Origin of the sequence: Aquibium sp. ELW1220 (assembly GCF_030398385.1) — a bacterium.
GTDB lineage: Bacteria > Pseudomonadota > Alphaproteobacteria > Rhizobiales > Rhizobiaceae > Aquibium.
The window spans coordinates 35,720-62,327 of sequence record NZ_JAOAOQ010000021.1 but is presented as its reverse complement, the minus strand read 5'-3'; the positions used below and the strand labels follow the sequence as shown (position 1 = coordinate 62,327).

Annotated in this window: 25 protein-coding genes; 13 read left to right on the top strand and 12 right to left on the bottom strand. The window is 67.2% G+C overall.

From position 1 onward, the window contains the following. Nucleotides 1-43 precede the first annotated feature (43 nt). Nucleotides 44-1,132: a nitroreductase family protein gene (locus N1F91_RS18700; RefSeq protein ID WP_289994534.1), complete on the top strand. Its 1,089-nt coding sequence runs from the start codon at nt 44-46 to the stop codon at nt 1,130-1,132. Here N1F91_RS18700 and xdhC read toward each other — a convergent pair whose 3' ends face one another. The 4 genes from xdhC to uraH form a co-directional block, all read right to left on the bottom strand. Continuing rightward, on the bottom strand, nt 1,133-1,963 hold the full coding sequence (xdhC, locus tag N1F91_RS18695) for a xanthine dehydrogenase accessory protein XdhC (RefSeq protein ID WP_289994533.1): 831 nt from the start codon (nt 1,961-1,963) through the stop codon (nt 1,133-1,135). Between the two features lie 349 nt (nt 1,964-2,312). Further along, the gene (gene xdhB / locus N1F91_RS18690; protein ID WP_289994532.1) at nt 2,313-4,658 is read right to left on the bottom strand and encodes a xanthine dehydrogenase molybdopterin binding subunit; all 2,346 of its coding nucleotides are present in this window, start codon (nt 4,656-4,658) and stop codon (nt 2,313-2,315) included. Nucleotides 4,659-4,660: 2 nt separating this feature from the next. Further along, complete coding sequence (gene xdhA, locus N1F91_RS18685; protein WP_289994581.1) at nt 4,661-6,130, bottom strand: xanthine dehydrogenase small subunit; 1,470 nt, start codon at nt 6,128-6,130, stop codon at nt 4,661-4,663. Between the two features lie 8 nt (nt 6,131-6,138). Then, entirely contained in the window at nt 6,139-6,495 is a 357-nt protein-coding gene (gene uraH, locus N1F91_RS18680) for a hydroxyisourate hydrolase (RefSeq protein WP_289994530.1), read from the bottom strand. Between the two features lie 183 nt (nt 6,496-6,678). Here uraH and puuE point away from each other — a divergent pair, with 183 nt between their 5' ends. The 12 genes from puuE (at nt 6,679) to N1F91_RS18620 (ending at nt 18,950) form a co-directional block, all read left to right on the top strand. Next, nucleotides 6,679-8,121, top strand: a complete 1,443-nt coding sequence (gene puuE / locus N1F91_RS18675) for an allantoinase PuuE (RefSeq protein ID WP_289994528.1) — start codon at nt 6,679-6,681, stop codon at nt 8,119-8,121. Continuing rightward, nucleotides 8,118-8,951, top strand: coding sequence for a bifunctional allantoicase/(S)-ureidoglycine aminohydrolase (locus N1F91_RS18670; RefSeq protein ID WP_289994526.1), 834 nt, complete (start codon nt 8,118-8,120; stop codon nt 8,949-8,951). Before puuE ends, N1F91_RS18670 begins: the two co-directional genes overlap by 4 nt. Nucleotides 8,952-9,066: 115 nt before the next feature. Then, nucleotides 9,067-9,579, top strand: coding sequence for an ureidoglycolate lyase (locus N1F91_RS18665; protein WP_289994524.1), 513 nt, complete (start codon nt 9,067-9,069; stop codon nt 9,577-9,579). Further along, on the top strand, nt 9,576-10,169 hold the full coding sequence (locus N1F91_RS18660; RefSeq protein ID WP_289994522.1) for a nucleoside deaminase: 594 nt from the start codon (nt 9,576-9,578) through the stop codon (nt 10,167-10,169). Before N1F91_RS18665 ends, N1F91_RS18660 begins: the two co-directional genes overlap by 4 nt. Nucleotides 10,170-10,289: 120 nt before the next feature. Further along, nucleotides 10,290-12,302 (top strand): CocE/NonD family hydrolase, encoded by a 2,013-nt coding sequence (locus N1F91_RS18655; protein ID WP_289994521.1) that lies wholly within the window; start codon nt 10,290-10,292, stop codon nt 12,300-12,302. Nucleotides 12,303-12,456: 154 nt separating this feature from the next. Then, the gene (locus N1F91_RS18650; RefSeq protein ID WP_289994520.1) at nt 12,457-14,043 is read left to right on the top strand and encodes an ABC transporter substrate-binding protein; all 1,587 of its coding nucleotides are present in this window, start codon (nt 12,457-12,459) and stop codon (nt 14,041-14,043) included. 16 nt (nt 14,044-14,059) lie between these two features. Next, on the top strand, nt 14,060-15,016 hold the full coding sequence (locus N1F91_RS18645) for an ABC transporter permease (protein WP_289994519.1): 957 nt from the start codon (nt 14,060-14,062) through the stop codon (nt 15,014-15,016). Nucleotides 15,017-15,026: 10 nt separating this feature from the next. Continuing rightward, nucleotides 15,027-15,857: an ABC transporter permease gene (locus tag N1F91_RS18640; protein ID WP_289994518.1), complete on the top strand. Its 831-nt coding sequence runs from the start codon at nt 15,027-15,029 to the stop codon at nt 15,855-15,857. Beyond that, nucleotides 15,850-17,514, top strand: a complete 1,665-nt coding sequence (locus tag N1F91_RS18635; protein ID WP_289994517.1) for an ABC transporter ATP-binding protein — start codon at nt 15,850-15,852, stop codon at nt 17,512-17,514. Before N1F91_RS18640 ends, N1F91_RS18635 begins: the two co-directional genes overlap by 8 nt. Nucleotides 17,515-17,562: 48 nt before the next feature. Next, nucleotides 17,563-17,808 (top strand): type II toxin-antitoxin system ParD family antitoxin, encoded by a 246-nt coding sequence (locus N1F91_RS18630; protein ID WP_289994579.1) that lies wholly within the window; start codon nt 17,563-17,565, stop codon nt 17,806-17,808. Next, nucleotides 17,805-18,107, top strand: a complete 303-nt coding sequence (locus N1F91_RS18625; RefSeq protein ID WP_289994515.1) for a type II toxin-antitoxin system RelE/ParE family toxin — start codon at nt 17,805-17,807, stop codon at nt 18,105-18,107. The genes N1F91_RS18630 and N1F91_RS18625 overlap by 4 nt, the downstream gene beginning before the upstream one ends. A 3-nt stretch (nt 18,108-18,110) precedes the next feature. Beyond that, nucleotides 18,111-18,950 (top strand): alkaline phosphatase family protein, encoded by an 840-nt coding sequence (locus N1F91_RS18620; RefSeq protein ID WP_289994514.1) that lies wholly within the window; start codon nt 18,111-18,113, stop codon nt 18,948-18,950. 7 nt (nt 18,951-18,957) lie between these two features. Here the strand turns inward: N1F91_RS18620 and N1F91_RS18615 are convergent, their stop codons facing one another. From N1F91_RS18615 to N1F91_RS18580, 8 genes are all read right to left on the bottom strand, one after another. After that, nucleotides 18,958-19,434, bottom strand: coding sequence for a CAP domain-containing protein (locus tag N1F91_RS18615; RefSeq protein ID WP_289994513.1), 477 nt, complete (start codon nt 19,432-19,434; stop codon nt 18,958-18,960). A 110-nt stretch (nt 19,435-19,544) separates the two neighbouring features. Beyond that, nucleotides 19,545-20,486 (bottom strand): alpha/beta hydrolase, encoded by a 942-nt coding sequence (locus tag N1F91_RS18610; protein ID WP_289994512.1) that lies wholly within the window; start codon nt 20,484-20,486, stop codon nt 19,545-19,547. Nucleotides 20,487-20,707: 221 nt separating this feature from the next. Then, entirely contained in the window at nt 20,708-21,490 is a 783-nt protein-coding gene (locus N1F91_RS18605; protein ID WP_289994511.1) for a carnitinyl-CoA dehydratase, read from the bottom strand. Between the two features lie 51 nt (nt 21,491-21,541). After that, nucleotides 21,542-23,560 carry an acetate--CoA ligase family protein gene (locus N1F91_RS18600; protein ID WP_289994509.1) on the bottom strand — a complete coding sequence of 673 codons (2,019 nt, stop codon included), beginning with the start codon at nt 23,558-23,560 and terminating at the stop codon, nt 21,542-21,544. A 79-nt stretch (nt 23,561-23,639) separates the two neighbouring features. Then, a complete protein-coding gene (locus N1F91_RS18595; protein WP_289994508.1) occupies nt 23,640-23,768 on the bottom strand; it encodes a hypothetical protein in 129 nt (42 codons plus the stop codon). A 54-nt stretch (nt 23,769-23,822) separates the two neighbouring features. Beyond that, the gene (locus N1F91_RS18590; RefSeq protein ID WP_289994506.1) at nt 23,823-24,143 is read right to left on the bottom strand and encodes a hypothetical protein; all 321 of its coding nucleotides are present in this window, start codon (nt 24,141-24,143) and stop codon (nt 23,823-23,825) included. Between the two features lie 105 nt (nt 24,144-24,248). Continuing rightward, entirely contained in the window at nt 24,249-24,983 is a 735-nt protein-coding gene (locus N1F91_RS18585; RefSeq protein WP_289994504.1) for a DUF2161 family putative PD-(D/E)XK-type phosphodiesterase, read from the bottom strand. 222 nt (nt 24,984-25,205) lie between these two features. Further along, complete coding sequence (locus N1F91_RS18580) at nt 25,206-26,369, bottom strand: acyl-CoA dehydrogenase family protein (RefSeq protein WP_289994503.1); 1,164 nt, start codon at nt 26,367-26,369, stop codon at nt 25,206-25,208. Between the last annotated feature and the right edge of the window lie 239 nt (nt 26,370-26,608).

Genomic DNA, 26,608 nt, shown 5'->3' with positions numbered 1-26,608 from the left:
CTGCGAGCATTGCTAGTCTTGCTGCGAAGTTCAGGAGAAGGCGATGCTGACGAGACGGGCGGTGCTTTGCGCAGGTGGTGCAGGGATCGTCACGTCGCTGGCCGGATGCGGAGAGGCCACCGACATGACGAGCTACGAGAAAGCGGTCCGCAGGCTCCGCGAGCCGCTGCCGGGCCATGCCGGTCTTGCCGACTGCGTCCGCTATGCGACGCTCGCCGCCAGCGGTCACAACACGCAGCCATGGCGGTTCGCCCTTGGCGTACGCACGGTCGAAATCCTTCCCGATGTCGCGCGCCGGACGCCTGTCGTCGATCCGGACGATCACCACCTGTGGGCGAGCCTCGGCTGCGCGGCCGAAAACTTCCTCATCGCGGCAAGAGCCGTCAGCCTCCACGGCGATGTCCGCGTCGACACGGAGGACGAGCGGCGGCTGATCCTCGCGCTGGAACGTGGCCCTGCCGGAACGGACGATCTGTTCGAGGCTGTGCCGAGGCGCCAATGCACACGAAGCGACTACGACGGCAGACCCGTAGCCGCGGCGGACCTGAAGTCGATGGAGGAAGCGGCCCGGGTCGACGGCGTCCGGATCGTCTACCTGCTCGACAAGCCGCGCATCGCGACCGCGCTCGATCACGTCGTCGCCGGCAACACCGCCCAGATGGAGGATCCCGCCTTCGTCGAAGAGCTGAAGCACTGGCTTCGTTTCAACGAGGGCAGCGCTTTGGAAACACGAGACGGCCTCTATTCGGCGTCATCGGGCAATCCGACCCTGCCGGACTGGCTGGCAAGCATGCTGTTTCCGCTGGTCTTCAGGACGAGCAGCGAGAACGACAAATATGCCCGCCAGATCCGGTCGTCTTCGGGTATCGCAGTCTTCGTGTCGGCAAAGGACGACCGCGAGCACTGGGTGAAGGCGGGACGCGCATACCAGCGCTTCGCGCTCAAGGCGACGGCGCTCGGCATCGCCCAGGCCTTCGTCAACCAGCCGGTCGAAGTGGCTGCATTGCGGAGCGGATTCGCGCAGTGGCTGGGCCTCGAAGCCGGCGAGCGGCCGGATCTCGTCGTCCGGTTCGGTCACGCCCCGCCATTGCCGATGTCGCTGCGGCGGCCGGTCGACGCGGTGGTGATCTGATCAGCCCCGCGCCAGCGCGGTCATGATCTCGGCGGCGGCAAGGGCCGCGATCACCGCCGGGCGCTTGTCGCGCACTGACACGCCGCCGATCGGCGACACGAGGCGCGCGAACTCGGCCTCGCTCCCGTTGGCGGTCTTCAGGAACCAGCTTCGGAACGTCGCCTTCTTGGTCTGCGATCCGATCATGCCGACATAGGCGGCATCGCCCCGCCGCAACGCTTCGGCGACGATCAGGAAGTCGAGCGCGTGGTCATGGGTGAGCACCACGAAGGCGGTGCCCGGAAGTGCAGCGCGCACATGTTCCTCCGGCATCGGCGTCAGCTTGGTCTCGACCGCCAGCGGGAAGCCCTCGATTGCGTCGGCGCGCGTCTCCACCACCGAGGCCCGCACCGGCAGCAGCGCCAGAGCCTGCGCCAGCGCCCGTCCGACATGGCCGCCACCGAAGACGAGGACGGCCGGCAGCCGGGCGTCTTCGGCCACCGCCGTTTCGACCAGCGCCGTTCGATCGGCATCGCTCACCCGGCTGATCGACAGCACCACGCGCCCGCCGCAGCACTGTCCGATCTCGGGGCCGAGCGGGATGGAGAGGGTATGAACGCCCGACGCTCCCGGCAGCGGGGAGGGGCGGCCCCGCAGCATCTCCCGCGCCTCAGCGATCGCCATGAACTCGAGCTGGCCGCCGCCGATCGTGCCGAAGATCGCCGTCGACCCGACCAGCATCCACGTCCCTGTCTCCCGAGGCGTCGACCCCTTCGCCTCCGTCACGGTGACCTTGGCAAAAGGCGCATGAGCGCCGAGGAAGGCGCGCAGCGATGGCGCGGTCACGGGCATCGGACGGCACCCCCCGGCGTAGCGCCGAGGCCGATGCACCGCATCCTTGCCGCCAACGCCCGTGTCCCCCTCCCCCTTGCGGGGGTCCGAAGGACCGGCGAGACGAGCGGCTCGCCCCGGCGGGTAAGGGTGGAGGTTCGCATGTGAGGCGCCGCTGGCAACGTCATCCCCCGTCGAATCCGTCGCACCGCCCCCCACCCCCGGCCCCTGCCCGCAAGGGGGAGGGAGGACGCGGACGCCGCGGCTCCACCGCCGCCCGGAAAGGTGGCTGCATACCTTGGGACAGGATGCGCTTCGAACTCCAGCATGCCGGAACAGTACCCCGCCACGCGGCCTGCGTCAGCAGCCGCTATGCGCCAGCCTCCCGCTTCAGCCGCTCGACCGCCATCAGCACGCGCTCGGGCGTCGCCGGGGCGTCGAGGCGGGGACAGATGCGGTGGTCGGCAGCGCTCGCCACGGCATCCGAGATGGCATGGAAGACCGCGATGCCGAGGCAGAAGGGCGGCTCGCCCACGGCCTTGGAGCGGTGGATGGTCGGCTCGCCCGCTTCGGGCCAATCGGCCAGCGTCACGTTGAAGATCTTCGGCCGGTCCGACGCGAGCGGGATCTTGTAGGTGGAAGGCGCGTGCGTCCGCAGTCGGCCCTTGCCGTCCCACACCAGTTCCTCCGTCGTCAGCCAGCCCATGCCCTGGATGAAGCCGCCTTCGATCTGGCCGATGTCGATCGCCTTGTTCAGCGAACGCCCGGTCTCGTGCAGGATGTCGACGCGCTCCACCATGGTCTCGCCCGTCAGCGTGTCGATCTCCACCTCCGCGCAGGCAGCGCCATAGGCGAAGTAATAGAACGGCGTGCCCTGCCCCTTGTCGCGGTCCCAGTGGATCTTCGGCGTCTTGTAGAAGCCGGTGGCCGAAAGCTGCACCCGCGCCATGTAGGCCTGCTGGGTGAGCGCGCCGAAGGCGATCTCCTGGTTGCCCACCCGCACCCGGTTGGGCAGGAAGACGACCTGGTCGGTCGGCACCTGGTACTTCTCGGCCGCGAAATCGGTCAACCGCTGCCGGATCGTGCGCGCCGCCGCCTGCGCCGCCATGCCGTTGAGGTCGGTGCCCGACGAGGCGGCCGTCGCCGACGTGTTCGGCACCTTGGCCGTGGTGGTCGCCGTGATCTTCACCTGATCGATGTCGATCTGGAACTCTTCCGCCACCACCTGCGCGATCTTGACGTAGAGCCCCTGCCCCATCTCCGTCCCGCCATGGTTCAGGTGCACCGACCCGTCGGCATAGACATGCACCAGCGCACCCGCCTGATTGAAATGCGTGGCGGTGAACGAGATGCCGAACTTCACCGGCGTCAGCGCCAGCCCGCGCTTCAGCACCGGGCTCCCTGCATTGAACGCCGCGATCGCTTTGCGCCGCCCGGCATAGTCGGCGCCGGTTTCCAGCTCCTCGACGATGCGGTGGATGATGTTGTCCTCCACCGTCTGGTGATAGGGCGTCACGTTGCGGTCCGTCGTGCCGTAGAAATTCCGCTTGCGTATCTCCAGAGGGTCCTTGCCCAGCGCGAAGGCCACCTCGTCGATCACCCGCTCGCAGCCGACGATGCCCTGCGGACCGCCGAAGCCGCGGAAGGCGGTGTTGGACACGGTATTGGTATAGAGCGGCGCCGACTGCGCCTTCACCGCCGGGTAGTAGTAGGTGTTGTCGCAGTGGAAAAGCGCGCGATCGGTCACCGCGCCCGACAGATCCGCCGAGAAGCCGGCCCGCGCCGCAAAGAAATAGTCGACACCGAGGATGGCGCCTTCGTCGTCGAAGCCGACGTCGTAGTCGATGACGAAATCGTGCCTCTTGCCGGTCGCGGTCATGTCGTCGTCGCGGTCGGGCCGGATCTTGACCGCGCGGCCGTGCCGCTTGGCGGCCACCGCGGCGATGGCCGCGAACTGGTTGCCCTGCGTCTCCTTGCCGCCGAAGCCGCCGCCCATGCGCCGGATCTCCACCGTCACCGCATGGCTCGGCACGCCCAGCACCTGCGCCACCATGTGTTGCACCTCGCTGGGGTGCTGCGTGGACGAATAGAGCGTCACGTCCATGTCCTCGCCGGGCACCGCCATGGCGATGTGGCCCTCGAGGTAGAAATGGTCCTGGCCGCCGAGCTGCATCGTGCCCTTGAGCCGGCGCGGCGCGGCCTCGATCGCCGCAGCCGCGTCGCCCCGCTTCAGCGTCAGCGGCGGCGTCACCAGCTTGCCTTCGCGCCGGTCGAGGTCGAGGATGTCGGTGACGAACGGCTCTTCGGCATACTCGATCTTCGCCAGCTTGCAGGCCCGTCGCGCCTGCTCGCGCGTCTCGGCCACCACCGCGAAGATCGGCTGACCGAGGAACTGCACCTTGTCGGTGGCCAGCACCGGCTCGTCGTGCCGGTGCGTCGGCGAAATGTCGTTGGAAGCCGGCATGTCATGGCCCGTGAGGACGTCGACCACGCCCGGTGCCGCGCGCACCGCCGACAGATCCATGGACACGATCGCAGCATGAGGCACCGTCGACAGCCCGAGATAGGCATGCAGCAGCCCGGCCGGTTCCGGCATGTCGTCGATGTAGACGGCCTGCCCGGTCACGTGCTTGTGCGCCGAATCGTGCCTCTGACTGGAGGCGACGCCGCCGACGATCGTCTTGGCCGTCAGCGAGGGAGATGCGTGCTTGTTCATGGTCAGGCGGCCCTTTCCCGGCTCACCGTCACCGGCATCTCCGCCCCGCCATGGACGAGGAAGAAGCGCTTGAGGAGGTTCCGCGCGGCCAGCATGCGATACTCAGCCGAGGCGCGCATGTCGGAGATCGGCTGGAAATCGCTCGGATAGACATCCATCGCCGCCTCCACCGTTTCCAGCGTCCACGGCTGGCCGACGAGCGCGGCTTCCACCCCCTTCGCCCGCTTTGGCGTTGCAGCCATGCCGCCATAGGCAATCCGAGCAGCACGCACCACGCCGTCCTCGATCGAAAGGGTGAAGGCGCCGAGAACGGCCGTGATGTCCTCGTCGCGCCGCTTGGTCACCTTCCAGGCGGCGAACTGCGTCTCCGCAGAAGGCACGGGAACATGCACCGCTTCCACGAACTCGCCGGGCTGCCGGTCCTGCTTGCCATAGGCGACGAAGAAGTCCTCCAGGGCGATCGTGCGCCGTGCCCCGCCCTTGCGCAAGGTGACCGAGGCGCCGAGCGCGATCAACGGCGGCGGCATGTCGCCGATGGGCGATCCATTGGCGATGTTGCCGCCGATGGTGCCCATGTTGCGCACCTGCGCGCCGCCGATCCGGTCGATCAGCGGCCCCATCGCGGGAATGCGGCGCGACAGCGTCTCGAAGGCGTCCGTGTAGCTCACGCCGGCACCGATGGTCAGCACGCCGTCCCGTTCCGATATCGTCTTCAGGTCGCCGAGATGGCCGATGAAGACCACGGGGGCGATGTCGCGCATGAACTTCGTCACCCACAGCCCGACGTCGGTCGAGCCGGCGACGATGGTCGCCATCGGCTCGGCCTCCAGCACGGCGGCGAGATCGTCGACGCTGGCGGGGAGGACGAAGCGGTCCTTGCCGGTGCCCACCTCCACCCGCCCGCCGGCGCGGATCGCGGCCAGACGTTCGGCCACCGCAGTGCGCTCGGCCGCCAGGAAATCCTCTTCCAATGTCCCGTAGGACGAGATCGCGCGGGCAGCCTTCACGATCGGCTCGTAGCCGGTGCAGCGGCACAGATTGCCTTGCAGCGCCTTCTCGACGGCCGCTTCGCTGGGATCCGGATCCTGCATCCACATGGCGTAGAGCGACATCACGAAGCCCGGCGTGCAGAAGCCGCACTGCGAGCCGTGGAAATCGACCATCGCCTGCTGCACCGGGTGCAGCGCTCCGCCCTCGCCCTTGAGATGTTCGACGGTGACGACGTGGCAGCCATGCAACGAACCGAGGAAGCGGATGCAGGCGTTGACGCCCTCGTAGACCAGCCCGTCCGGGGTCGGCCGTCCGACCAGAACGGTACAGGCGCCGCAATCGCCCTCCGCGCAGCCTTCCTTGGTGCCGCGCAGCGCCCGGGAAAGCCGCAGCCAGTCGAGCAGCGTCTCGTCGGGCCGGACGTCGGAGAGCGCGATCTCTGCGCCGTTGAGCAGGAAGCGGATCTGGGTCTCGGCCTGGATCAATGGGGTCAGCTCCCGCGATAGGTGGAATAGCCGAAGGGCGAAAGCAGCAGCGGCACATGATAATGCGCCGCGTCCGCCATGCCGAAGCGGATCGGGATCTGGTCGAGGAACAGCGGGTCGGGCAGCGAGGCTCCCTGCGCGCGCAAGTAATCGCCGGCAAAAAAGACCAGTTCGTAGGTGCCGGTCTTGAAGTCATGGCCCGCCAGCAGCGGCTCGTCGCAGCGCCCGTCGGAATTGGTCACCACGGTCTTCAGCTTCTTGTGGGAATTTCCGCTCACCCTGTAGAGCGCGATCGAAAGCCCGGCCGCCGGCTTGCCGGTGGCAGTGTCGAGAACATGTGTGGTGAGCTTGCCGCCGGTCATCCCGTCTCCGTCCGTTCGCATGTCCGTCCAACAGGATAGTGCAGCAATTCAGAACGTCGCATAAGCCGTGACGATCCGGGCCGCGGCAAAAAGACTTTCAAATTTTTCGACAGGAATGGACAAGATCGCCTTTGGTACTGTTGAAGAACGAGGATCCGCGACGGCAGGGTGGAAGCAGCGCGCATGACCGCAGTACGATATCCCCGCGACATGCGCGGCTACGGCGCCAATCCGCCGGACCCGAAATGGCCGGGCGGCGCACGCATCTGCGTCCAGTTCGTCGTCAACTACGAGGAAGGCGGCGAGAACTGCGTTCTGCACGGCGACGCGGCGTCCGAGGCCTTCCTGTCCGAGATCACCGGCGCCCAGCCCTGGCCGGGCAAGCGCCACTGGAACATGGAATCGATCTACGAATACGGCGCCCGCGCCGGCTTCTGGCGGCTGCACCGCATGTTCACGGCGGCGAATGTCCCTGTCACGGTCTACGGCGTCGCCTCCGCGCTCGCCCGCTCGCCCGACCAGGTCGCCGCCATGCAGGAGGCCGGCTGGGAGATCGCGAGCCACGGCCTGCGCTGGATCGATTACCGCGACCACGATCCCGAGACCGAGCGCACCGACCTGATCGAGGCGATCCGCCTGCATGCCGAAGTCGTCGGCGAACGTCCGGCGGGCCTCTATCTGGGCCGCACCTCGGTCAATTCCGTCCGCCTTGCCTGCGAGGAAGGCGGCTTTGCCTACATCTCCGACACCTATGACGACGACCTGCCCTACTGGCTCGACCATGACGGCCATGGCAACGCGATCTCGCCGCAGCTCGTCATCCCCTACACGCTCGACGCCAACGACATGCGCTTCGCCATCCAGGCCGGCTTTACCGAGGGCGACCAGTTCTTCACCTACCTCAAGGATGCCTTCGACACGCTCTATGCCGAAGGAGAGACCGGCCGCGCAGGCATGATGAACATCGGCCTGCACTGCCGCCTGATCGGCCGCCCCGGCCGCGCCGCTGCGCTGAAGCGCTTCATCGACTACGTGCAGGACCACGAGAAGGTCTGGGTCGCCAGGCGCATCGACATTGCCCGCCACTGGGCGGAGCATCATCCCTACCGGGAGCCGGCACTGCGCCCTTCGCGCATGGACGAGGCGGCCTTCGTCGCAGCCTTCGGCGGCGTCTTCGAACATTCGCCCTGGATCGCCGAACGTGCCTGGAAGCTGGAACTCGGACCCGCGCATGATTCCGCTGGCGGGCTGCACAACGCGCTCGCCCGCATGTTCCGCTCCGCAGGCGAGGACGAGCGACTCGGGGTGCTGAAGGCGCATCCCGATCTCGCCGGCAAGCTTGCGCAGGCGAAGCGCCTCACTGCCGAGTCCAGCGCCGAGCAAGCCTCGGCCGGGCTCGACGCGCTGACCGATGCCGAGCGTGCCCGCTTCACCGAACTCAACTCGGCCTATGTCGACCGCTTCGGCTTCCCGTTCATCATCGCCGTGAAGGGCCTGACGAAGGCCGATATTCTCGCCGCCTTCGAACGGCGCATCGCCAACACGCGCGAGGAGGAGTTCGCCACCGCCTGCCGGCAGGTCGAACGCATCGCGCTGCTTCGCCTGAAGGACAGGTTGCCCGCATGACCGAAGCCGCCCGTTCCTACTACGCCCCGCATGGCGGCCTGCCGCCACAGTCGCAACTGCTGACCGGCCGCGCCGTCTTCACCACCGCCTATGCCGTCATTCCCAAGGGCGTGATGAGCGACATCGTCACCAGCTACCTGCCCTTCTGGGAGAAGACGCGGGTCTGGATCCTGTCGCGCCCGCTGTCGGGCTTCGCCGAGACCTTCTCGCAATACATCATGGAGTTGGCGCCTGGCGGCGGCAGCAACCGTCCCGAACCCGACCCGCGCGCGGAGGGCGTGCTTTTCGTGGTCGAGGGCGAACTGACGGTGACGCTGGACGGCATCCCGCGCGTACTCTCCTCCGGCGGCTATGCCTATCTGCCGCCCTCCTCCCGCTGGACCGCGCGCAATGCCGGCACTGCCCCCGTCCGCTTCCACTGGATCCGCAAGGCCTACGAGCCCGTCGAGGGACTGGCGCTGCCCGATCCGGTCTTTGCCAGCGACTCCGACGTCGCGCCCAACGCGATGCCCGGCACCGAAGGCCGCTGGGCCACGACCCGCTTCGTCGACCCCGAAGACCTGCGCTACGACATGCACGTCAACATCGTCACCATCGCGCCCGGCGCCGTGATCCCCTTCATGGAGACGCATGTGATGGAGCACGGGCTCTACGTGCTCGAGGGCAAGGGCGTCTACCGGCTCAACCAGGACTGGGTGGAGGTCGAGGCCGGCGACTACATGTGGCTGCGCGCCTTCTGCCCCCAGGCCTGCTACGCTGGCGGCCCGTCGAACTTCCGCTACCTGCTCTACAAGGACGTCAACCGGCACGCGAAGCTGGGCGTCCGATGAGCGCGAGGTCTGTGGGCGTGCCCCCCACCCCTTACCCTGCCGGGGCGAGCCGCTCGTCTCGCCCCGGCAGGGTAAGGGGTGGGGGTATGCCGGTCCGGGCAGGGGAAGGCGCCGCATGACCCGCACCATCCGCGCCACCCCCCTCACCCGCGAGGCCTTCGCCCCCTACGGCGACGTCATCGAAACCGACGGCGCGCATCACTATCCGATCAATGGCGGCCGCTGCGAGCGCTACCACGACCTTGCGAAGGTGGAGACGAACGGGCCGAACGCCCGTGTGCTGGTCTCCATCTTCAAGGGCACGCCCTATGCCTTCCCGCTCGAACTGACGCTGGTCGAGCGCCATCCGCTCGGCAGCCAGGCCTTCATGCCGCTGACGCCTGCGCCCTTCCTCGTGGTCGTCTGCCCAGATGCTCCCGATGGAAGCCCCGGCACGCCGCACGCCTTCGTCACCCGCCCCGGCCAGGGCGTGAACTATCCCGCCGGCCGCTGGCACGCCGTGCTGACGCCGATCGGCGCGCCGCAGGACTTCCTCGTCGTCGACCGCGGCGGCGACGGCAGCAACCTCGAGGAACACCACTTCGAGGAGCCCTTCCTCGTCACCCTTCCCGAAGGAACCCGCGCATGACCGACGCCGCCCTGCTGGACCGCCTGCTCGACGTGATCGAGAGGGACGTGGTGCCGCTGACCGCGGCCGGCGTGAAGAAGGGCAACAAGCTCTTCGGCGCGGCAATCCTCAACAAGGCCGATGGTTCGCTGGTGCTCGCCGAGACCAACAACGAGCTGGAAAACCCGCTCTGGCACGGCGAGGTTCACGCGCTGAAGCGCTTCTACGAGATGCCGAAGGAGACACGACCAGCCACCGGCGACTGCATCTTCATCGCCACCCACGAGCCCTGCTCGCTCTGCCTCTCGGCCATCACCTGGACCGGCTTCGACAATTTCTACTACCTGTTCAGCCACGAGGACTCACGCGACGCCTTCGCCATTCCGCACGACCTGAAGATCCTGAAGGAGGTCTTCACGCTGGACCCGGGCGGATATGCCGCCGAGAACGAGTTCTGGAAAAGCTATTCGATCCGCAGGCTCGCCGCTGCGCTGCCCGAGCCCGAACGCGTCCGCGTCGAGGCCCGCATCGCAGCCATCGCCGGGACCTATGACGAACTCTCCGCGATCTATCAGGACAGCAAGGACGACAACGACATTCCGTTGAACTGAAGGCGCGACGACGGTCGCCTTCCCGCATCCCGCGCCGCAATCGCCAACGTCGCCGTCGCGTTGGCGCATTGCGCGGGACGGTCTCTCCGTGGCTGACTGCGGCCAGCGAAGAGGGCTCCCATGAAGATCGTCACCGAATTTCCCCGCAAGGTCGTCGAACATCCCGATCTCGGCATCGTCATGCCCGACGGCTGCCGCCTGTCGGTGCGTGCCTGGATACCCGAGGATGCGGAGGCGGATCCCGTGCCGGTGATCCTGGAGCACCTGCCCTACCGCAAGCGCGACGGCACCACCGCGCGCGACAACCTCACCCATCCTTACTTTGCCGGCCACGGCTACGCCTGCCTGCGCGTCGACATGCGCGGCAACGGCGATTCCGAAGGGCTGATGGAGGACGAGTATTCCGAGCAGGAGCTGCAGGACGCCTGCGACGTCATCGCCTGGGCGGCCGCGCAGCCCTGGTGCAACGGCCGCGTCGGCATGATGGGCATCTCCTGGGGCGGCTTCAATGCGCTGCAGGTGGCCGCCATGCAGCCGGACGCGCTGAAGGCCATCGTCACGCTCTGCTCGACCGACGACCGCTATGCCGACGACATCCACTACAAGGGCGGGCTGCTGCTCAACGAGAACCAGGGCTGGGGCGCCACCATGCTCGCTTACTCCTCTCGTTCGCCCGATCCGGCGATCGTGGGCGAGCGCTGGCGCGACATGTGGCTGGAGCGGCTGGAGAACGAGCCCTTCCTGCCGGCCCTCTGGCTCTCCCACCAGCACCGGGACGCCTACTGGAAGCGCGGCTCGGTCTGCGAGGATTTTTCCCGGATCAAAGCGGCGACGCTCGCCATCGGCGGGTGGGGCGACGCCTACAAGAACGCCGTCTCGCGCCTCGTCACCGGCATCACCAACGCGCCCGCCAAAGGCATCGTCGGTCCCTGGATCCACAAATACCCGCATTTCGCCGTGCCCAAGCCGGCGATCGGCTTCCTGCAGGAGGCGCTGCGCTGGTGGGACCGCTGGCTGAAGGGCGCCGACACCGGCGTCGAGAACGACCCCGCCATGCGGCTCTATCTGATGGACTCGGTCCCGCCGCGCGACTGGTACGAGGAACGGCCGGGTCGCTGGATCGCCGAGAGCAATTGGCCGTCGCCGGCGATCGGTAAGCAGACGCTGACGCTCTACCCGGGCGGCACGCTGGCCATCGGCGATGCGGTGCCGCTCGGCGTCGCCGTGTCGACGCCCCAGGATTGCGGGATGGCGGGGGGCGAATACTGCGCCATCTGGCTCGGCCCCGAACTGCCGGGCGACCAGCGCGTCGACGACGAGAAATCCGTCTGCTTCGACGGCCCGGTCCTCGACGCCGATCTCGACGTGGTCGGCGGCCCCGTGCTGCGCATGAAGGTCTCCGCCGACCGACCGGTGGCGATGGTGGCGGTCCGCCTCTGCGACGTCCAGCCGGACGGCGCCTCGACCCGCATCACCTATGGCGTGATGAATCTCTGTCACCGCGCCTCGCGCGAGTTCCCGCAGGCCGTCGTGCCGGGCGAGGTCATGGACGTCTCGCTCCGCCTCGACGACGTCGCCTATTCGGTCAAGCCGGGGCACCGGCTGCGCGTCGCCGTCTCCTCGACCTACTGGCCGCTCGTCTGGCCCTCGCCCGAGCCCGTGACGCTGACCCTGCACGAGGCCGCGCTCGACCTGCCGGTGCGGACATCGGGCATGGGCGGCGACGAGTGGCGCTTCGAGGAACCGGAAGGCGCCACGCCCTGGGCCACCGAGACCATCCGCAAGGCTTCGAACCGGCGCGAGGTCACGCGCGATCCGGCCACCGGTCTCGTGACGCTGTCCATCGAGGACGATTTCGGCGACGCCCGCGACCTCGACCACGGGTTGGAGAACGGCACCGTGGCGCGCGAGACCTGGACGATCGATCCGGCCGATCCCCTGTCCGCAAGCGGTGCGACGCACTGGACGGAAACGCTTGGACGCGGCGACTGGCAGCTGCGCACCGAGACTTTCACCAGCATGCGATCCGACGCGGAGTTTTTCCACCTGGAGGGCCGCATAGATGCATTCGAGGGTGCAAGGGTTGTGTTCTCCCGACAATTCAGCAATAAAATCAAACGCGATCTGATCTGATCACGCCACCGCCCGCCCAAACGCGACACGTCGATTACGTCACGGAATGTCGCTTTCGGTCTTGCCGCTGAGGTCTTCTTGGCGGCAATATCCTTGTCACACAGAGCCCAATAGAATGGGCCAGGGGCAACAGTTTCACAGCGAGGAGCAATCAATGTCGAATGAACTCGAATTCCTGAGCCGTCACGTGGCGATGGGCCGCCTGAGCCGTCGTGACTTTTTGGGTCGGGCCGCGGCGCTCGGTATAACCGCGCCCTTCGCCAACATGCTCCTGTCGAGCGCGGCGCTTGCGCAGACGCCCGTCCGCGGTGGCATCCTCAAGGCCGGCCTGCAGGGCGGCGAGGCGACCAACAGCCTCGACCCGGCGACCTTCCTGAGCCAGGTTCCCTTCAACTTCGCCAAGTGCTGGGGCGAATATCTCGTCGCGCTGGCGCCCGGCGGCCTCGAGAACCGCCTCGCAGAAGAGTTCGGCGCGTCCGACGACGCCAAGGTGTGGACCTTCAAGATCCGCCAGGACGTCGAGTTCCACAACGGCAAGACCGTCACCGCCGAGGACGTGGTCGCCACGCTCGAGCGCCACTCCAACGAAGAGTCCAAGTCCGGCGCGCTCGGCATCATGCGCGGCATCGAATCCATGAAGGCCGACGGCCGCGACGTGGTCATCACGCTCAAGGAGCCGAACGCCGACCTGCCCTACCTGATGGCCGACTACCATCTGATCATCCAGCCGAACGGCGGCAAGGACGCCCCTGACGCCGGCATCTCGGCCGGTTCCTACAAGGTGGCCGTCAACGAGCCGGGCGTCCGCTACGTCGGCGAGCGCTTCGCCAACTACTGGCAGCCGGACAAGGAAGGCTTTGCCGACCAGGTCGAGATCATCGTCGTCAACGACCCGACGGCGCGCACCTCCGCCCTGCAGGGCGGACAGGTCCACATGATCAACCGCGTCGAGCCCAAGATCGTCGACCTGATCAAGCGCGTGCCCGGCATCGAGATCAAGACGGTCTCCGGGCCCGGCCACTACGTCTTCATCATGCATTGCAACACCGGTCCCTTCGACAACGCCGACCTGCGCATGGCCCTCAAGCTCGCCATGGACCGCGAGGAGATGGTCGACAAGATCCTGCGTGGCTACGGCTCGGTCGGCAACGACTTCCCGATCAACTCGTCCTACCCGCTGTTTGCCGACGACATCGAGCAGCGCACCTACGACCCGGACAAGGCCGCCTTCCACTACAAGAAGTCCGGCCATGACGGCCCGGTCCTGCTGCGCACCTCGGAAGTGGCCTTCCCGGGCGCCGTCGACGCTGCCCAGCTCTATCAGCAGACCTGCGCCAAGGCCGGCATCACCATCGAGGTGAAGCGCGAGCCCGGCGACGGCTACTGGTCGGAAGTCTGGAACAAGCAGCCCTTCTCCACCTCCTACTGGGGCGGCCGTCCGACCCAGGACCAGATGTACTCGACCGCATACCTGTCGAGCGCCGACTGGAACGACACGCGCTTCTTCAACGAGAAGTTCGACAAGCTCCTCATCGAGGCGCGTGCCGAACTCGACCAGGACAAGCGCAAGAACCTCTACCGCGAGATGGGCATCATCGTCCGCGACGAAGGCGGCCTGATCCTGCCGATGTTCAACCAGTACATCGACGCCATCAACGACAAGGTCGGCGGCTATGGCGCCGGCGTGAACCACGAGCTGATGGACGGCTACGCGCTCGCCCGTTGCTGGGTGAAGGCGTGATACGGTCGACAGAGCCGTGTCGCCCATCCTGACCCTGATCGCCCAGCGCATTGCGCTGGGCGTTCTCCTCCTCTTCGCCGTGTCGGTGCTCATCTTCGCCGGCACGCAGATTCTCCCCGGCGACGTCGCGCAGTCCATCCTCGGACAATCCGCCACGCCCGAGGCGCTGGCCAACCTGCGCAAGGAACTCGGCCTCAACGATCCCGCGATCGTGCGCTATTTCTCCTGGCTCGGCGGCGTGCTCACCGGCGATCTCGGCACCGCGCTCACCACGCGCCAGCCCATCGCGTCGACACTGATGCCGCGCCTGTGGAACACCCTGTTCCTCGCCTTCTGGGCCGCCATCGTCTCGGTCCCGCTGGCGGTCATGCTCGGCCTGCTGGCGGTGCGCTACCGCAACGGCCCGATCGACAAGGCCATCTCGGGCTTCGCCCTGGCCTCGACCTCGCTGCCGGAGTTCTTCATCGGCTACCTGCTGATCTTCTTCGTGGCCGTGAAGATGCAGTGGTTTCCGTCGATCTCGACCGTCTATGGCGGCATGCCGCTGGCCGACAAGCTGAACGCCATCGTGCTCCCCGCCACCGTTCTGGTGCTCGTCGTGCTCGCACACATGATGCGCATGACGCGGGCGGCGATCCTCAACGTCATGCAGTCGGCCTATATCGAGACCGCCGAGCTGAAGGGCCTGTCGAGCTTCGACATCATCCGCAAGCACGCCTTCCCGAACGCCATCGCGCCCATCGTCAACGTCATCATGCTCAACCTCGCTTTCCTCATCGTCGGGGTGGTCGTGGTGGAGGTGATCTTCGTCTATCCCGGCATGGGCCAATATCTCGTCGACCACGTCTCCAAACGCGACGTACCCGTCGTGCAGGCGGTCGGCCTCATCTTCGCGGCCGTCTACATCGGCCTCAACATCATCGCCGACATCGCCGCCATCCTAGCCAATCCGCGCCTGAGGCATCCGAAGTGAGGGGACATCGATGCCTGACCTGAAGACCATCCCGCCAGGGGCGGCCATCGGCCTGTTCCTGACGATCATTCTCGTCTTTTCCGCAGTCTTCGCCCAGCTCATCGCGCCATACGGCCTGAGCGAGATCGTCGGCGACGTCTGGGAACCGATGAGTGCGGAGCACTGGCTCGGCACCGACAATCTCGGCCGCGACCTGCTGTCGCGCATGCTCTTCGGCGCCCAGACCACCATGCTCATCGCCGGTCTTGCCACTGCGTTGTCCTTCTCGCTCGGCGCCATCCTCGGCTTCACCGCCGCAGTCATCGGCGGCTGGTTCGACATGATCCTGTCGCGCTTCGTCGATCTCCTGATGTCGATCCCGACCTTGATCTTCGGCCTCGTTGTCCTGTCGGTGCTGCCGTCCACAGTGCTGACCCTCATCCTGGTGATGGGGATCCTCGATTCGACGCGCGTCTACCGCCTGTCGCGTGCCGTCGCGGTCGACATCAACGTCATGGACTTCGTCGAGGCCGCCAAGCTGCGCGGCGAAGGCCGGGGCTGGATCATCTTCCGCGAGATCCTGCCCAATGCGCTGTCGCCGCTCGTCTCCGAACTCGGCCTGCGCTTCATCTTCGCCGTGCTGTTTCTGTCGGCGCTCTCCTTCCTCGGTCTTGGCGTCCAGCCGCCGGAGGCCGACTGGGGCGGTATGGTGCGCGAGAACAAGGAAGGCATCGTCTTCGGCATTCCGGCGGCGCTGATTCCGGCCGCCGCGATCGCCGTGCTCGCCATCTCCGTCAACCTCGTCGCCGACTGGATCCTCAACCGCACCACCAGCCTGAAGGGAGGCCGCGGCAATGGCTAAGGCGTCCGCTTCGGCAAAGCCCTCCGGCAAGCTGCTCGAGATCCGTGACCTCAAGATCGAAGCGACGGTCTATCCGCCCGGCGAGGCTCCGCGCGACATCGTCATCGTCGACGGCGTCTCGCTGACGCTCGAGCGCGGCAAGGTGCTCGGCCTGATCGGCGAATCGGGCGCCGGCAAATCCACCATCGGCCTGTCGGCCATGGGCTACGGCCGCGGCGGCGTGCGCATCACCGGCGGCGAAGTTCTCATCAACGGCCGCGACATCCTGAAAGGCGGCATCGGCGGCCTGCGAAAGCTGCGCGGCAAGGAGGTCTGCTACGTCGCGCAGTCGGCGGCAGCGGCCTTCAACCCCGCGCACAAGCTGATGGACCAGGTGGTTGAGGCCGCGATGCTGCACGGCGTGGCGAACCGCGCCGAAGCCGAAAGACGGGCGGTGGCGCTGTTCAGGAAGCTCTCCCTTCCCAATCCCGAGGTGATCGGCCGCCGCTATCCGCACCAGGTCTCGGGCGGCCAGCTGCAGCGCGTCATGACGGCGATGGCGCTGTGCTCGGAGCCGGACCTGATCGTCTTCGACGAGCCGACGACGGCGCTCGACGTGACCACCCAGATCGACGTGCTCGCCGCGATCAAGGACGCCATCCGCGACACCGGCGTCGCCGCGCTCTACATCACCCACGACCTCGCGGTCGTCGCCCAGGTCTCGGACGAGATCATGGTGCTGCGCCACGGCAAGCTCGTCGAATGGGGCGGGACGCAGCAGATCATCCGCGAGCCGAGACAGGAATATACAAACCAGCTCGTCTCGGTGCACCGCATCGAGCACCAGGAGAAGATGCCGGGCAAAGAGCCGCTCCTTTCGGTCGCAAACGTCACCGCCGCCTATGGCGGCGGTATGGTGGACGTCCTGAAGAACGTCTCTGTCGACATCCACCCCGGGCAGACGCTCGCCGTGGTGGGCGAATCCGGCTCCGGCAAGTCCACGCTGGCGCGCGCCATCACCGGCCTGCTGCCGCCGCGCGAGGGCTCCATCACCTTCGACGGCCGCACCTTGCCGGCGAAGCTCGCCAACCGGTCGAAGGACGACCTGCGCGAACTGCAGATGATCTACCAGATGGCCGACGTCGCCATGAACCCGCGCCAGACGGTGGGCACCATCATCGGCCGACCGCTCGAGTTCTATTTCGGCATGCGCGGCGCCGAGCGCGACCGCCGCGTCGCCGAACTCCTCGAAGAGATCGAGATGGGCAAGGGCTTCCTCGACCGCTATCCGGCCGAACTGTCCGGCGGCCAGAAGCAGCGCGTCTGCATCGCGCGTGCGCTCGCCGCCAAGCCGAAGCTGATCATCTGCGACGAGGTCACCTCCGCGCTCGATCCGCTGGTGGCGAACGGCATCCTGAAACTGCTCCTGAACCTCCAGGCGGTCGAGAACGTCGCCTATCTCTTCATCACCCATGACATCGCCACCGTCCGCGCCATCGCCGATTCGATCGCCGTCATGTATCGCGGCGCAGTGGTCCGCTACGGCCCGAAGAGCCAGGTGCTGACCCCTCCCTTCGACGACTACACCGACCTCCTGCTCTCCTCGGTGCCGGAGATGGAGGTCGGCTGGCTGGAGAAGGCGATCGCGGGCCGTCGGATGGAAGCGGCGGGGAACTGATGAACGCCGTATTTGGCAGCGATGCCGAATTTTGGTAGATTGCCCAGCATGAACAAGCATACGACGCTGTCGCTGGACGATCATTCCGCCGAGTTCATCGAACGGCAGGTTGATGGAGGAAACTTCGCGTCGGCCAGTGACGTCGTGGCGGCTGGATTGAGGCTGTTGAAGGCCGAGCAGGACTACGTCGCATACGTCCGTGCCGCTTTGATCGAAGGCGAGAACAGCGGGCCGCCGGAGCCCTTCGATTTCGACGAATTCATCGCCCGGAAGAAGGCCGGACGCTCAGCATGAACGGGTACGCTCTGAGCAGGGCGGCTCAGGCGGACCTCGACGGCATCTGGGACTACACGGAACAGACTTGGTCGGCAGAGCAGGCCGAGCGATACACCGCGATGATACGCGACACCTGTGTGGCACTCGCGACCGGCAGGAAGACGGGAAAGCCTGCGGAGCGGTTCAAGGTCGGATATCTGATGCAGTCGGTGGGCTCGCATTTCATCTTCTACACAGTAACCGCCTACGGCGTCATCCAAGTGATCCGCATCTTGCATCAGCGGATGGAAATTGCGTCCCACCTTCGAAAGCCTTGACGAATGCCCCTCTCCTCCAGACTCCTCCTCATCATCCTCGACGGCGTGCCCTGGCGCAACTGGCGCCGGCTGTTCGGCAATCTCGAAGGCTGGGTGCAGTCCGGCGAGGCGCAGGTCTGGAAGATGCGTTCCGTGCTGCCATCGACCTCGGCCTGCTGCTATGCCTCCATCCACACCGGCGTGCCGCCGCAGGTGCACGGCATCCTGTCCAACGAGGTGCGCTTCCGCGTCGAGCAGCCCGATCTCTTTTCGGAGATCACCAGGGCCGGCGGCAAGACGGGCGCGGTAACCCATTCCTACTGGTCGGAGTTCTTCCGCAGCCATCCCTTCGATCTCGTCGAGGACATGGAGTATGACGAGCCGGCCGGGCCGATCACGCATGGGCGTTTCCACACCATGACCGGCTATGGTCCCGACAACCAGATGACGCCATCCGACGTCGATCTCTTCGCCACGCTGACCATGCTGTGCAAGCGCCACGGCATCGACTACGGCATTCTTCACACCTGCACGCTGGATTCGATGGGCCACCGCTTCGGCCACGACAACACGCCGATGGACCATGCCTGCGCTGTGGCCGACGCCATGCTGGCCGCCTTCCTGCCGAAATGGCGCGCGGCCGGCTACGAGGTGATCGTCACCGCCGACCACGGCCAGACCGACCGCGGCCATCATGGCGGCCGCGAGGACCTGCAGCAGGACTTCGCGCTCTACTATTTCGGCGACGGGAAGGGCCCGGCGGAGGACGCGCTGCTCGACCAGCTCCAGCTCGCGCCCACCATCCTTACCCGCCTCGGCGTGCCGGTGCCGGAGACGATGAAGGCGAAGCCGTTCCTGTCGTGAGTCGCGACTAATTCCCCATCACCAGCGCCCAGTAGCGCCGGCCCTCGGCGTCGGCAGCCGAGGCGAGGCCGTAGCGGGAGAAGCGCGGGTCGAGCATGTTCCTGCGGTGCGGCGGGCTGTCGACCCACATCTGGAACACCTTGGCGACTTCCATCCGGCCATGCGCGATGTTTTCCGCCGCCGGCCCCTCGACGCCGTTCTGGCGCATGCGGGCCGAGAAGTCGCGGCCGCGGCCGGTCGTGTGCACCATCCGGCCGGTCTGAGCCATATAGCGCGCCTGCTGCATCGCCGCCTTCTCCAGCGCCGGGTCGGGCCGTGCCGCAGCAAGCCCGGCAGAACTGCGCACGTAGCCATAGACCTCCTGTGCGCTCGCCGATGCACCGACGCTCGCCGTGTCGATCGACGGATTGAGCGACAGGACGCTGCACCCCGCCGTCAGCGCGAGAAGCGCAATCAAAGCTGCGGAACGGAGAAACGAGGCCATGGTGGTCCTGTCGGGATAGCGGGAAGGGAGGCTGCGACGGTCGGTCTCTGCCGTTGCCGAAGGATTGCGTCAATCCTCGGGCGGCATCGGATGAAGCGCGGCGGTTACCCTCAGTACAGCCATTCGCCCCTCGCCAGCGCCGCCGTCGCCGCCACTATGCGCGCGAAGCTCGCCCGGGCCCGGCCGACCGTGTGCCGCGCGCGCAGATAGCCATGCACCAGCCCGGCTTCCTCGAACGACACCGCATTGCCGGCTGCCGCAAGGATGCGGTCACGGTAGGCCGCGCCGTCCGACGACAGCGGATCGCACTGCGCCGTCACCACCACCGTCGGCGGCAGGCCGCAGAAATCCGTGTCGAACAGCGGCGCGAAGCTGGCGTCGCCGGCGATGTCGGTCCCGCCGGCGCGGATGTCGCGGTAGAAATCGATGTCGCGCACCGACAGCATCGGCGCCTCGGCATGGGTGACGTAGGAGCCTTTCGTCTGGTCGCCACCCAGACCGGGATAGATCAGCACCTGACCCACCGGCGCCCGCGCATCGCCCCGCGTGTGATGCGCCACCGCGGCTGCCAGGTTGCCGCCCGCCGAATCGCCGGCCAGCACGATCGGCAGCGCCTGGCCGTCTGCCGCCCAGCGGAACGCCGTCATCGCATCGTCGAAGGCGGCCGGATGCACATGCTCGGGGCACAGCCGGTAGTCGACCGACACCACCGTGCATCCGGAGCCAAGCGCCAGTTCCGCGCAGACGTCGTCATGGCTCTCCAGCCCGCCGACGACGAAGCCGCCGCCATGGAAATAGAGCACCAGGGCGGTCGGCGCGGCCGCCGTCGGCGTGTAGATGCGCATGGGTATGCGATGCGTCGCCGTCTCGATCGCCGTCGTCTCGACCGAGATCCCGTCCGGATACCCCGCGTGGAATTCCCGGCACATCCGGTCGTAGATCGCCCGCTGCCCGTCGATCGTCGCATCGATCGTGTCGGGCGGGTAGAACGCATTCGTGCGTTCGACGAAGGCCCAGGTCTCGGCGTCGATGAGCTTGGCGTAGTCGGTCACTGAAATGCTCCCTCGGACGAGCCGCGTTCCTTCGCGCCCCCCTCTGGCCTGCCGGCCACCTCCCCCACGAGGGGGGAGATCGGCTGTCGCGGCCGACTGCTCCAATTGCTGTTGGTGCAAGATGACCGCCCTCGCCTGAACTGCCGATCTCCCCCCGTGTGGGGGAGATGGCCGGCAGGCCAGAGGGGGGCGCCGCAGGGCTCGACCAAGGTTCGCATGATCTACCTCCCCTTCCACACCGGGTCGCGCTTCTCGGCGAAGGCGCGGAATCCTTCCATGTTGTCTTCGGACGCGTAGAGCGCATCGACCGTGCGGAACTTGCGCTTGGTGATCCAGTTCATCGCCTCCTGGAAGCCCATCGCCTCGGCCTCGCGCGCCACCTCCTTGATGGCGGCGAAGACCAGCGGCGGGCCGCCGGCGAGCAGCCGGGCCACCTCCCAGACGCGTGCTTGCAGGCGGTCTGCCGGCAGCACCTCGTTGACGAGGCCCCAGCGATGCGCCTCGGCCACGTCCATCCAGCGGCCGGTGAGCAGGAGATCCATGGCGACGTGATAGGGCATGCGCTTCGGCAGCTTGACGGTCGCGGCATCCGCCAGCGTGCCGGCGCGGATCTCCGGCAGCGCGAAGGAAGAATGCTCGGAGGCGTAGATCAGGTCGCAGGACAGCGCGAGCTCGAAGCCGCCGCCGACGGCCATGCCGTTGACGCAGGCGATCACCGGCTTGTTCATGTCGATCAGCTCCTGCAGCCCGGCAAAGCCGCCGACGCCGTAGTCGCCGTCCACCGCATCGCCGCCGGCGGCAGCCTTCAGGTCCCAGCCGGCGGAAAAGAACTTGTCGCCAGCCGTCCTCACGATAGCGACCCTGAGCGCTGGATCGTCGCGGAACGCCTTGAAGGTCTCGCCCATCAGCCGCGACGTGGCGAGGTCGATGGCGTTGGCCTTCGGCCGGTCGAGCGTGATCTCCAGGATCGCGCCTTCGGTGCGCGTTGTGATGATTTCGGTCATGATGTCCTCCTCGGTTTGCTTGCCAGCAGGGAGCGCGATGGCGCGCGGCGCTCAGGCATGGTCCGAAAGCACCATCAGCGCGTCCGCGACCCAGGCACCGTTCTCGCACACGATCAGCGGGTTCACGTCGAGTTCGTCCACCTCGGTCGCATGCGCAAGCGCAAAATCCGCGATGCCGAGGATCGCCTCCACCGCAGCGTCTACGTCCGCCTTCGGCCGCCCGCGAAAGCCGTCGAGCAGCGGAAACAGTTTCAGGGAGCGAAGCGCCGCCAAGACGTCCTCCCGCGTCGCCGGCAGGAGCAGCGTGGCGGAGTCCTTCAGCAGTTCGACCATCACCCCGCCCGTGCCGACCGTCATCACCGGGCCGAACAGCGGGTCGCGCGTTATGCCGACGATCAGTTCGCCGATACCGCCGGTGACCATGCGCTCCACATAGAGGCCGGTGCCGAGGCCCGCCATAGCCTGCGCTGCCGCGCTTACCGCATCCGCATCGCGCAGATTGAGCCGGACCGCGCCGGCTTCCGACTTGTGGGCGATTCCCAGCGCCTTAACCGCGACGGGATAGCCGAGCGCCTCGGCCGCATCCACCGCTTCGCCGGCCGACGCGGCACGGCGGCCGGCGGGAACGGGCAGGCCGGCGGCGGTGAGCAGCGCCTTGGCGGCGGCTTCGTCGGTCGAGCGCCCATCCTGCCACGCCTCCCCCACCAACGCCGCCGCCTCCGCAGCGTCCACCGCCTCGGCGATGCCGTAAAGCGGTACGATCCCGCGCGCGATCAGCCCTTCGCAATACGCTTCCGGCAGGTTCTCCGGCATCGACGCCACGATCGCGCCGGTCGCGCCATGTGCCTTCAGTGCCGCCTCGAAGGCATTCACCGTCGGCCACCAGTCGACGTCGGTGCAGCGGTCGTTGCGCGGAAAGTCGAGCACCAGCAGGTTGAGGTCGAAGCCGCCCGAGACCATCGCCGAGAAGGTGGCCGTCATCGCCGGCTCGTTGTTCCAGATGAAGGTGTGGTAGTCGAGCGGGTTGGCCACCGCCACCAGCGGCCCGAGCGTCGCCTTCACGTGGGCCCGGTGTTCCTCCGCCAGGGCCGGGAAGAGCACGCGGCGGCCCTCCGCGCTGTCGGCCATCACCGAGGCCTCGCCGCCCGAGCAGCTCATCGAGGAGAGCCGCGGCCCGCCGAGAGGCCCGGCAACGGCGAGCAGCTTCAGCGCCTCCAGGAAGGACGGAATCGTGTCCAGCCGCGCGATGCCGAGCCGCTTCAGGAAAGCGTCCGACGCCGCGTCGGAGCCGGCGAGCGAGGCTGTGTGCGACACCGTCGCCGCCCGCGCCTGCGCCGAGCGGCCGACCTTCATCGCCACGATCGGCTTGCCGAGCTGCCGCGCCCGCGCCGCCAGCCGCTCGAAGCCGTCGACGCTGTCGAAGCCCTCGATGTGCAGCCCGAGCGCCGAGACGCGCTCATCCTCGATCAGCCCCAGCGCCATCTCCGAAAGGCCGGTCTGCGCCTGGTTGCCGGCTGTCATGATGTAGGCGACCGGCAGGCCGCGTTTCTGCATCGTCATGTTGATGGCGATGTTGGAGGATTGCGTGACGATCGCCACGCCGCGCGTCCCCGCCGCCAGCCGCGTGCCGCCGTGCTGGTCGGGCCAGAGCAGCGCGCCGTCGGCATAGTTGATCAGCCCGTAGCAGTTCGGCCCGATGATCGGCATGGCGCCCGCCGCCGCGATCAGCTCCTCCTGCAGCCGGGCGCCATCGGCGTCGTCGTTGCCGGCCTCGAGGAACCCGGCGGCGAAGCAGATCGCCCCGCCCGCCCCGCGCGCCGAAAGCTCCCGCACCATGTCGATCGTCAGATGCCGGTTGACACCGACGAAGGTGGCGTCGGGCACATCGGGCAGGTCGGCGATGGAGCGGAAGGCCGGCAGTCCTTCGACCGTGTCCTTCGTCGGATGGATGGGCCAGATGTGGCCGGGGAACCGCATCTTCAACGTCTGCTTGACGACGTTGGCGCCGAACCCGCCGCCGCCGATCACGCAGATGGACTTTGGCCGAAGCAGGCGTTCGAGACGGGTCATGGGAGGAATCCGATTCCAAAAGCAAAGCCGCCACCCGCTTTCGCGGATGGCGGCCGACACACGTCTTCGTTTGGTGCGGCTAGAAGCAGCAGGCCATGCCGGCACAGCAATCCAGGCCTGCCTCGCAGCAGGACGCCAGAGCCGGAGCATAGGAAGAGACCAGCGCAAGCACCGAGACCGATGCAGCGATGAGGGAGTTGCGAACCATTCCGGTTCTCCTTCTTTGAGATGAAATTCGAGATGGAATCATGCAGGTGCGCCCTCAGCTGGCCTCGGGAGGCGGCTGCTCCGGCCGCACGAGGCGCCCGATCAGGATAGGCTCCCTTCCTGACGAAACCACGATGCTGGATGTCGCGACATGAGGAGCGTCTGGCGGGTCCATCGCCACGGAAACCAGACAGGTCGCGCAAGCCGCGGCGGTGGCGGAAAGGCAACGCCCGTCCTCGCAGACACAATCGCCCTTCGGCGCCGCCTGCGTGGCGAGGACCACACCGGCCATGCCGCAGGTACCCGCGGCCGCGCCATGCGCGAGAAACACGGTCACGGCGGCGAGGATCATCGGGAGCAGGCAGCGCTTGAACATAGCCTTTCGACGTAGCGGTGAACTCGCAATGGAGCGAATCATCTTCTCGACAGAACGCCGTGATGGCGCAGATGCATCGAGGCCGCTGACGGGATGCGAGACGGATCATGAGGTGAAGGCTTCCCCGCGAGAGGAATCGTCGACGCCGTCGATGGCGAGCCTTCGCAGTTCGGCCGCATAGTCGGTGACGGCAGCAATACCCTTCGGGCTCAGCCCATAGATGCCGGCAGCGGACCCGCGTTCGAACCAGCCATAATGATTGTCGGCCATCAGCCGGCGAGCATGCGGCACACCCGTGCTCTTCGCCACCAAGGCAGCCTTGCTCGGCCCCTCGGCGTCGAGCAGCCGCAGGCACATGAGCGCCTCCTGCCGGTAAGCGGTCACGAGGTTACGCCGGGTCGTGCCGCCGGTGTTGGGGTCGCCCACAAGCTTCGAGAATTCCTTCAGCAGCCGCGCCTTGCGCGGCTTCGACTGCCTCGGCTTGTAGGGCTCGGGGTCGCAATGGATTTCCACGAAGCCGTCGGCGAGTTTCACCGTGATCAGCCCGAGGCCGAGCCGCCGGCAGAGCTTGCGGTTCTCGGCCAGCGCCTTCAGCGAGGCACGACCCGACCCGCGCGGCACGGCGACGTAGACCGCATCCGTCAGCGCCTGCCGTGCGATCGCCTGGTGGAAGAGCGAGAGCGAGAAGCCGGCCTTGAGCTCGACGATCACGGGCTCGTCCTCGCCCGCGCGCAGCGCCACGACGTCGGCCGCGCCAACCTCGCCCTTGACCGTATAGCCCTGCCCTTCGAGCAGGCGCTTGACGGGTAGGTAGAGGTCGGATTCGCGGACGCGGGTCAAAGCACGCGCTCCGCAGCGCGAGGCTCGCGCTCCTTCGCGCCCCCCTCTGTCCTGCCGGACATCTCCCCCACGAGGGGGGAGATCGGCAGTTTCACCGTTAGCGCCCTCCCTGCGACGTCGACGAGTGGCGAAGCCTCTCGTGACGGCTGATCTCCCCCCTCGTGGGGGAGATGTCCGGCAGGACAGAGGGGGGCGCCGTCGAGCATCAAGGTCTCCCAACCACTATCCGCCCACTGCCCGAAGCAGCGCGCGCGAGATGATGTGGCGCTGGATTTCGCTGGTTCCTTCCCAGATCCGCTCGACGCGGGCATCGCGCCAGATGCGCTCTAGCGGCAGGTCGTCCATCAGCCCCATGCCGCCATGGATCTGGATCGCCTCGTCGGCGACGAAGGCGAGCATCTCGGTGGCCTTCAGCTTGGCCATGGCCATGTCCTCGTCGGTCACCGTGCCGGCGTCGTATTTCCAGCCGGCCTCGAAGGTGAGCAGATTGGCCGCCTTCAGCTCCGTCGCCATGTCGGCGAGCTTGAACGAGACGCCCTGGAACTTGCCGATCTGCTGGCCGAACTGCTCGCGGCTCGCGGCATAGTCGATCGCGTGCTTGAGCGCCCGTTCCGCCCGGCCGAGGCAGGTCGCGGCCACCTGCAGGCGCGTCGCGCCGAGCCAGGAATTCGCCACCTCGAAGCCGCGATGCACCTCGCCCAGAACCTGCTCCCTGGGCAGCCGGCAGTCGTCGAACTCCAGCACCGCATTGGTGTAGCCGCGGTGCGAGACGTTGCGGTAGCCGTCGCGCACCGAAAACCCCGGCGTGCCCTTGTCGACGAAGAAGGCGGTGATCTTCTTGCGTTTCCCGCGTGGGGTCTCTTCCTCGCCCGAGGCCATGAAGACGATGGCGAAGCCGGCGATGTCGGCATGGGAGATGAAATGCTTGGTGCCGTTCAGCACCCAGTCGGTCCCGTCCTGCACGGCGGAGGCCTTCATGCCGCGCAGGTCGGAGCCCGCGCCCGGTTCGGTCATCGCCAGGCAATCCCAGGTCTCGCCGCGGATGCAGGGGTAGAGATATCTCTCCTTCTGCTCGGGCGTGCCGGCGAGCAGGATGTTCGACGGCCGCGCGACGCAGGTCCAGTGCAGCGCATAATTGGCGCGGCCGAGCTCCTTCTCGTAGAGCAGCCAGGTCGGCGTATCGAGCCCGGCGCCGCCGACCTCCTCGGGCATGTTGGCGGCATAGAGCCCCGCCGCCATCGCCTTCTGCTGCAGCTCGCGGATCAGGTCCATCTCCAGCCGCCCCGTGCGCTCCACCTCGCGCTCGTGCGGGTAGAGCTCGTTCTCCACGAAGGCGCGGGTGGTCTCGACGATGAGCGTCTGTTCCTCGGTCAGGCCGAAATGCATGGGAGTTCCTCCGGACGGCGGTGATCGGGGTGCGTCCTTCGAGGCTCGCCCGCCGAAGGTTGGCGACCGATACTGCACCGTCGTGCGGGCTCGCACCTCAGGATGAGGGCGGTCGGCGCCATGCGTCCAATCGCAATGGTTGGTGCCTGGCAACTCGTTGCGACCGCAGAAAGAGCGGAGACGAGAGTCGTCGGATCGTTCATCTGAACCTCGAACCCGGGCTTCTGGCGCCAACGTCC

Coding starts and splice junctions, on each gene's coding strand:
- N1F91_RS18700 (WP_289994534.1), top strand. CDS start 44: ATGCTGACGAGACGGGCGGTGCTTTGCGCAGGTGGTGCAGGGATCGTC.
- xdhC (WP_289994533.1), bottom strand. CDS start 1,963: ATGCCCGTGACCGCGCCATCGCTGCGCGCCTTCCTCGGCGCTCATGCG.
- xdhB (WP_289994532.1), bottom strand. CDS start 4,658: ATGAACAAGCACGCATCTCCCTCGCTGACGGCCAAGACGATCGTCGGC.
- uraH (WP_289994530.1), bottom strand. CDS start 6,495: ATGACCGGCGGCAAGCTCACCACACATGTTCTCGACACTGCCACCGGC.
- puuE (WP_289994528.1), top strand. CDS start 6,679: ATGACCGCAGTACGATATCCCCGCGACATGCGCGGCTACGGCGCCAAT.
- N1F91_RS18670 (WP_289994526.1), top strand. CDS start 8,118: ATGACCGAAGCCGCCCGTTCCTACTACGCCCCGCATGGCGGCCTGCCG.
- N1F91_RS18665 (WP_289994524.1), top strand. CDS start 9,067: ATGACCCGCACCATCCGCGCCACCCCCCTCACCCGCGAGGCCTTCGCC.
- N1F91_RS18660 (WP_289994522.1), top strand. CDS start 9,576: ATGACCGACGCCGCCCTGCTGGACCGCCTGCTCGACGTGATCGAGAGG.
- N1F91_RS18655 (WP_289994521.1), top strand. CDS start 10,290: ATGAAGATCGTCACCGAATTTCCCCGCAAGGTCGTCGAACATCCCGAT.
- N1F91_RS18650 (WP_289994520.1), top strand. CDS start 12,457: ATGTCGAATGAACTCGAATTCCTGAGCCGTCACGTGGCGATGGGCCGC.
- N1F91_RS18640 (WP_289994518.1), top strand. CDS start 15,027: ATGCCTGACCTGAAGACCATCCCGCCAGGGGCGGCCATCGGCCTGTTC.
- N1F91_RS18635 (WP_289994517.1), top strand. CDS start 15,850: ATGGCTAAGGCGTCCGCTTCGGCAAAGCCCTCCGGCAAGCTGCTCGAG.
- N1F91_RS18630 (WP_289994579.1), top strand. CDS start 17,563: ATGAACAAGCATACGACGCTGTCGCTGGACGATCATTCCGCCGAGTTC.
- N1F91_RS18625 (WP_289994515.1), top strand. CDS start 17,805: ATGAACGGGTACGCTCTGAGCAGGGCGGCTCAGGCGGACCTCGACGGC.
- N1F91_RS18620 (WP_289994514.1), top strand. CDS start 18,111: ATGCCCCTCTCCTCCAGACTCCTCCTCATCATCCTCGACGGCGTGCCC.
- N1F91_RS18615 (WP_289994513.1), bottom strand. CDS start 19,434: ATGGCCTCGTTTCTCCGTTCCGCAGCTTTGATTGCGCTTCTCGCGCTG.
- N1F91_RS18605 (WP_289994511.1), bottom strand. CDS start 21,490: ATGACCGAAATCATCACAACGCGCACCGAAGGCGCGATCCTGGAGATC.
- N1F91_RS18600 (WP_289994509.1), bottom strand. CDS start 23,560: ATGACCCGTCTCGAACGCCTGCTTCGGCCAAAGTCCATCTGCGTGATC.
- N1F91_RS18595 (WP_289994508.1), bottom strand. CDS start 23,768: ATGGTTCGCAACTCCCTCATCGCTGCATCGGTCTCGGTGCTTGCGCTG.
- N1F91_RS18590 (WP_289994506.1), bottom strand. CDS start 24,143: ATGTTCAAGCGCTGCCTGCTCCCGATGATCCTCGCCGCCGTGACCGTG.
- N1F91_RS18580 (WP_289994503.1), bottom strand. CDS start 26,369: ATGCATTTCGGCCTGACCGAGGAACAGACGCTCATCGTCGAGACCACC.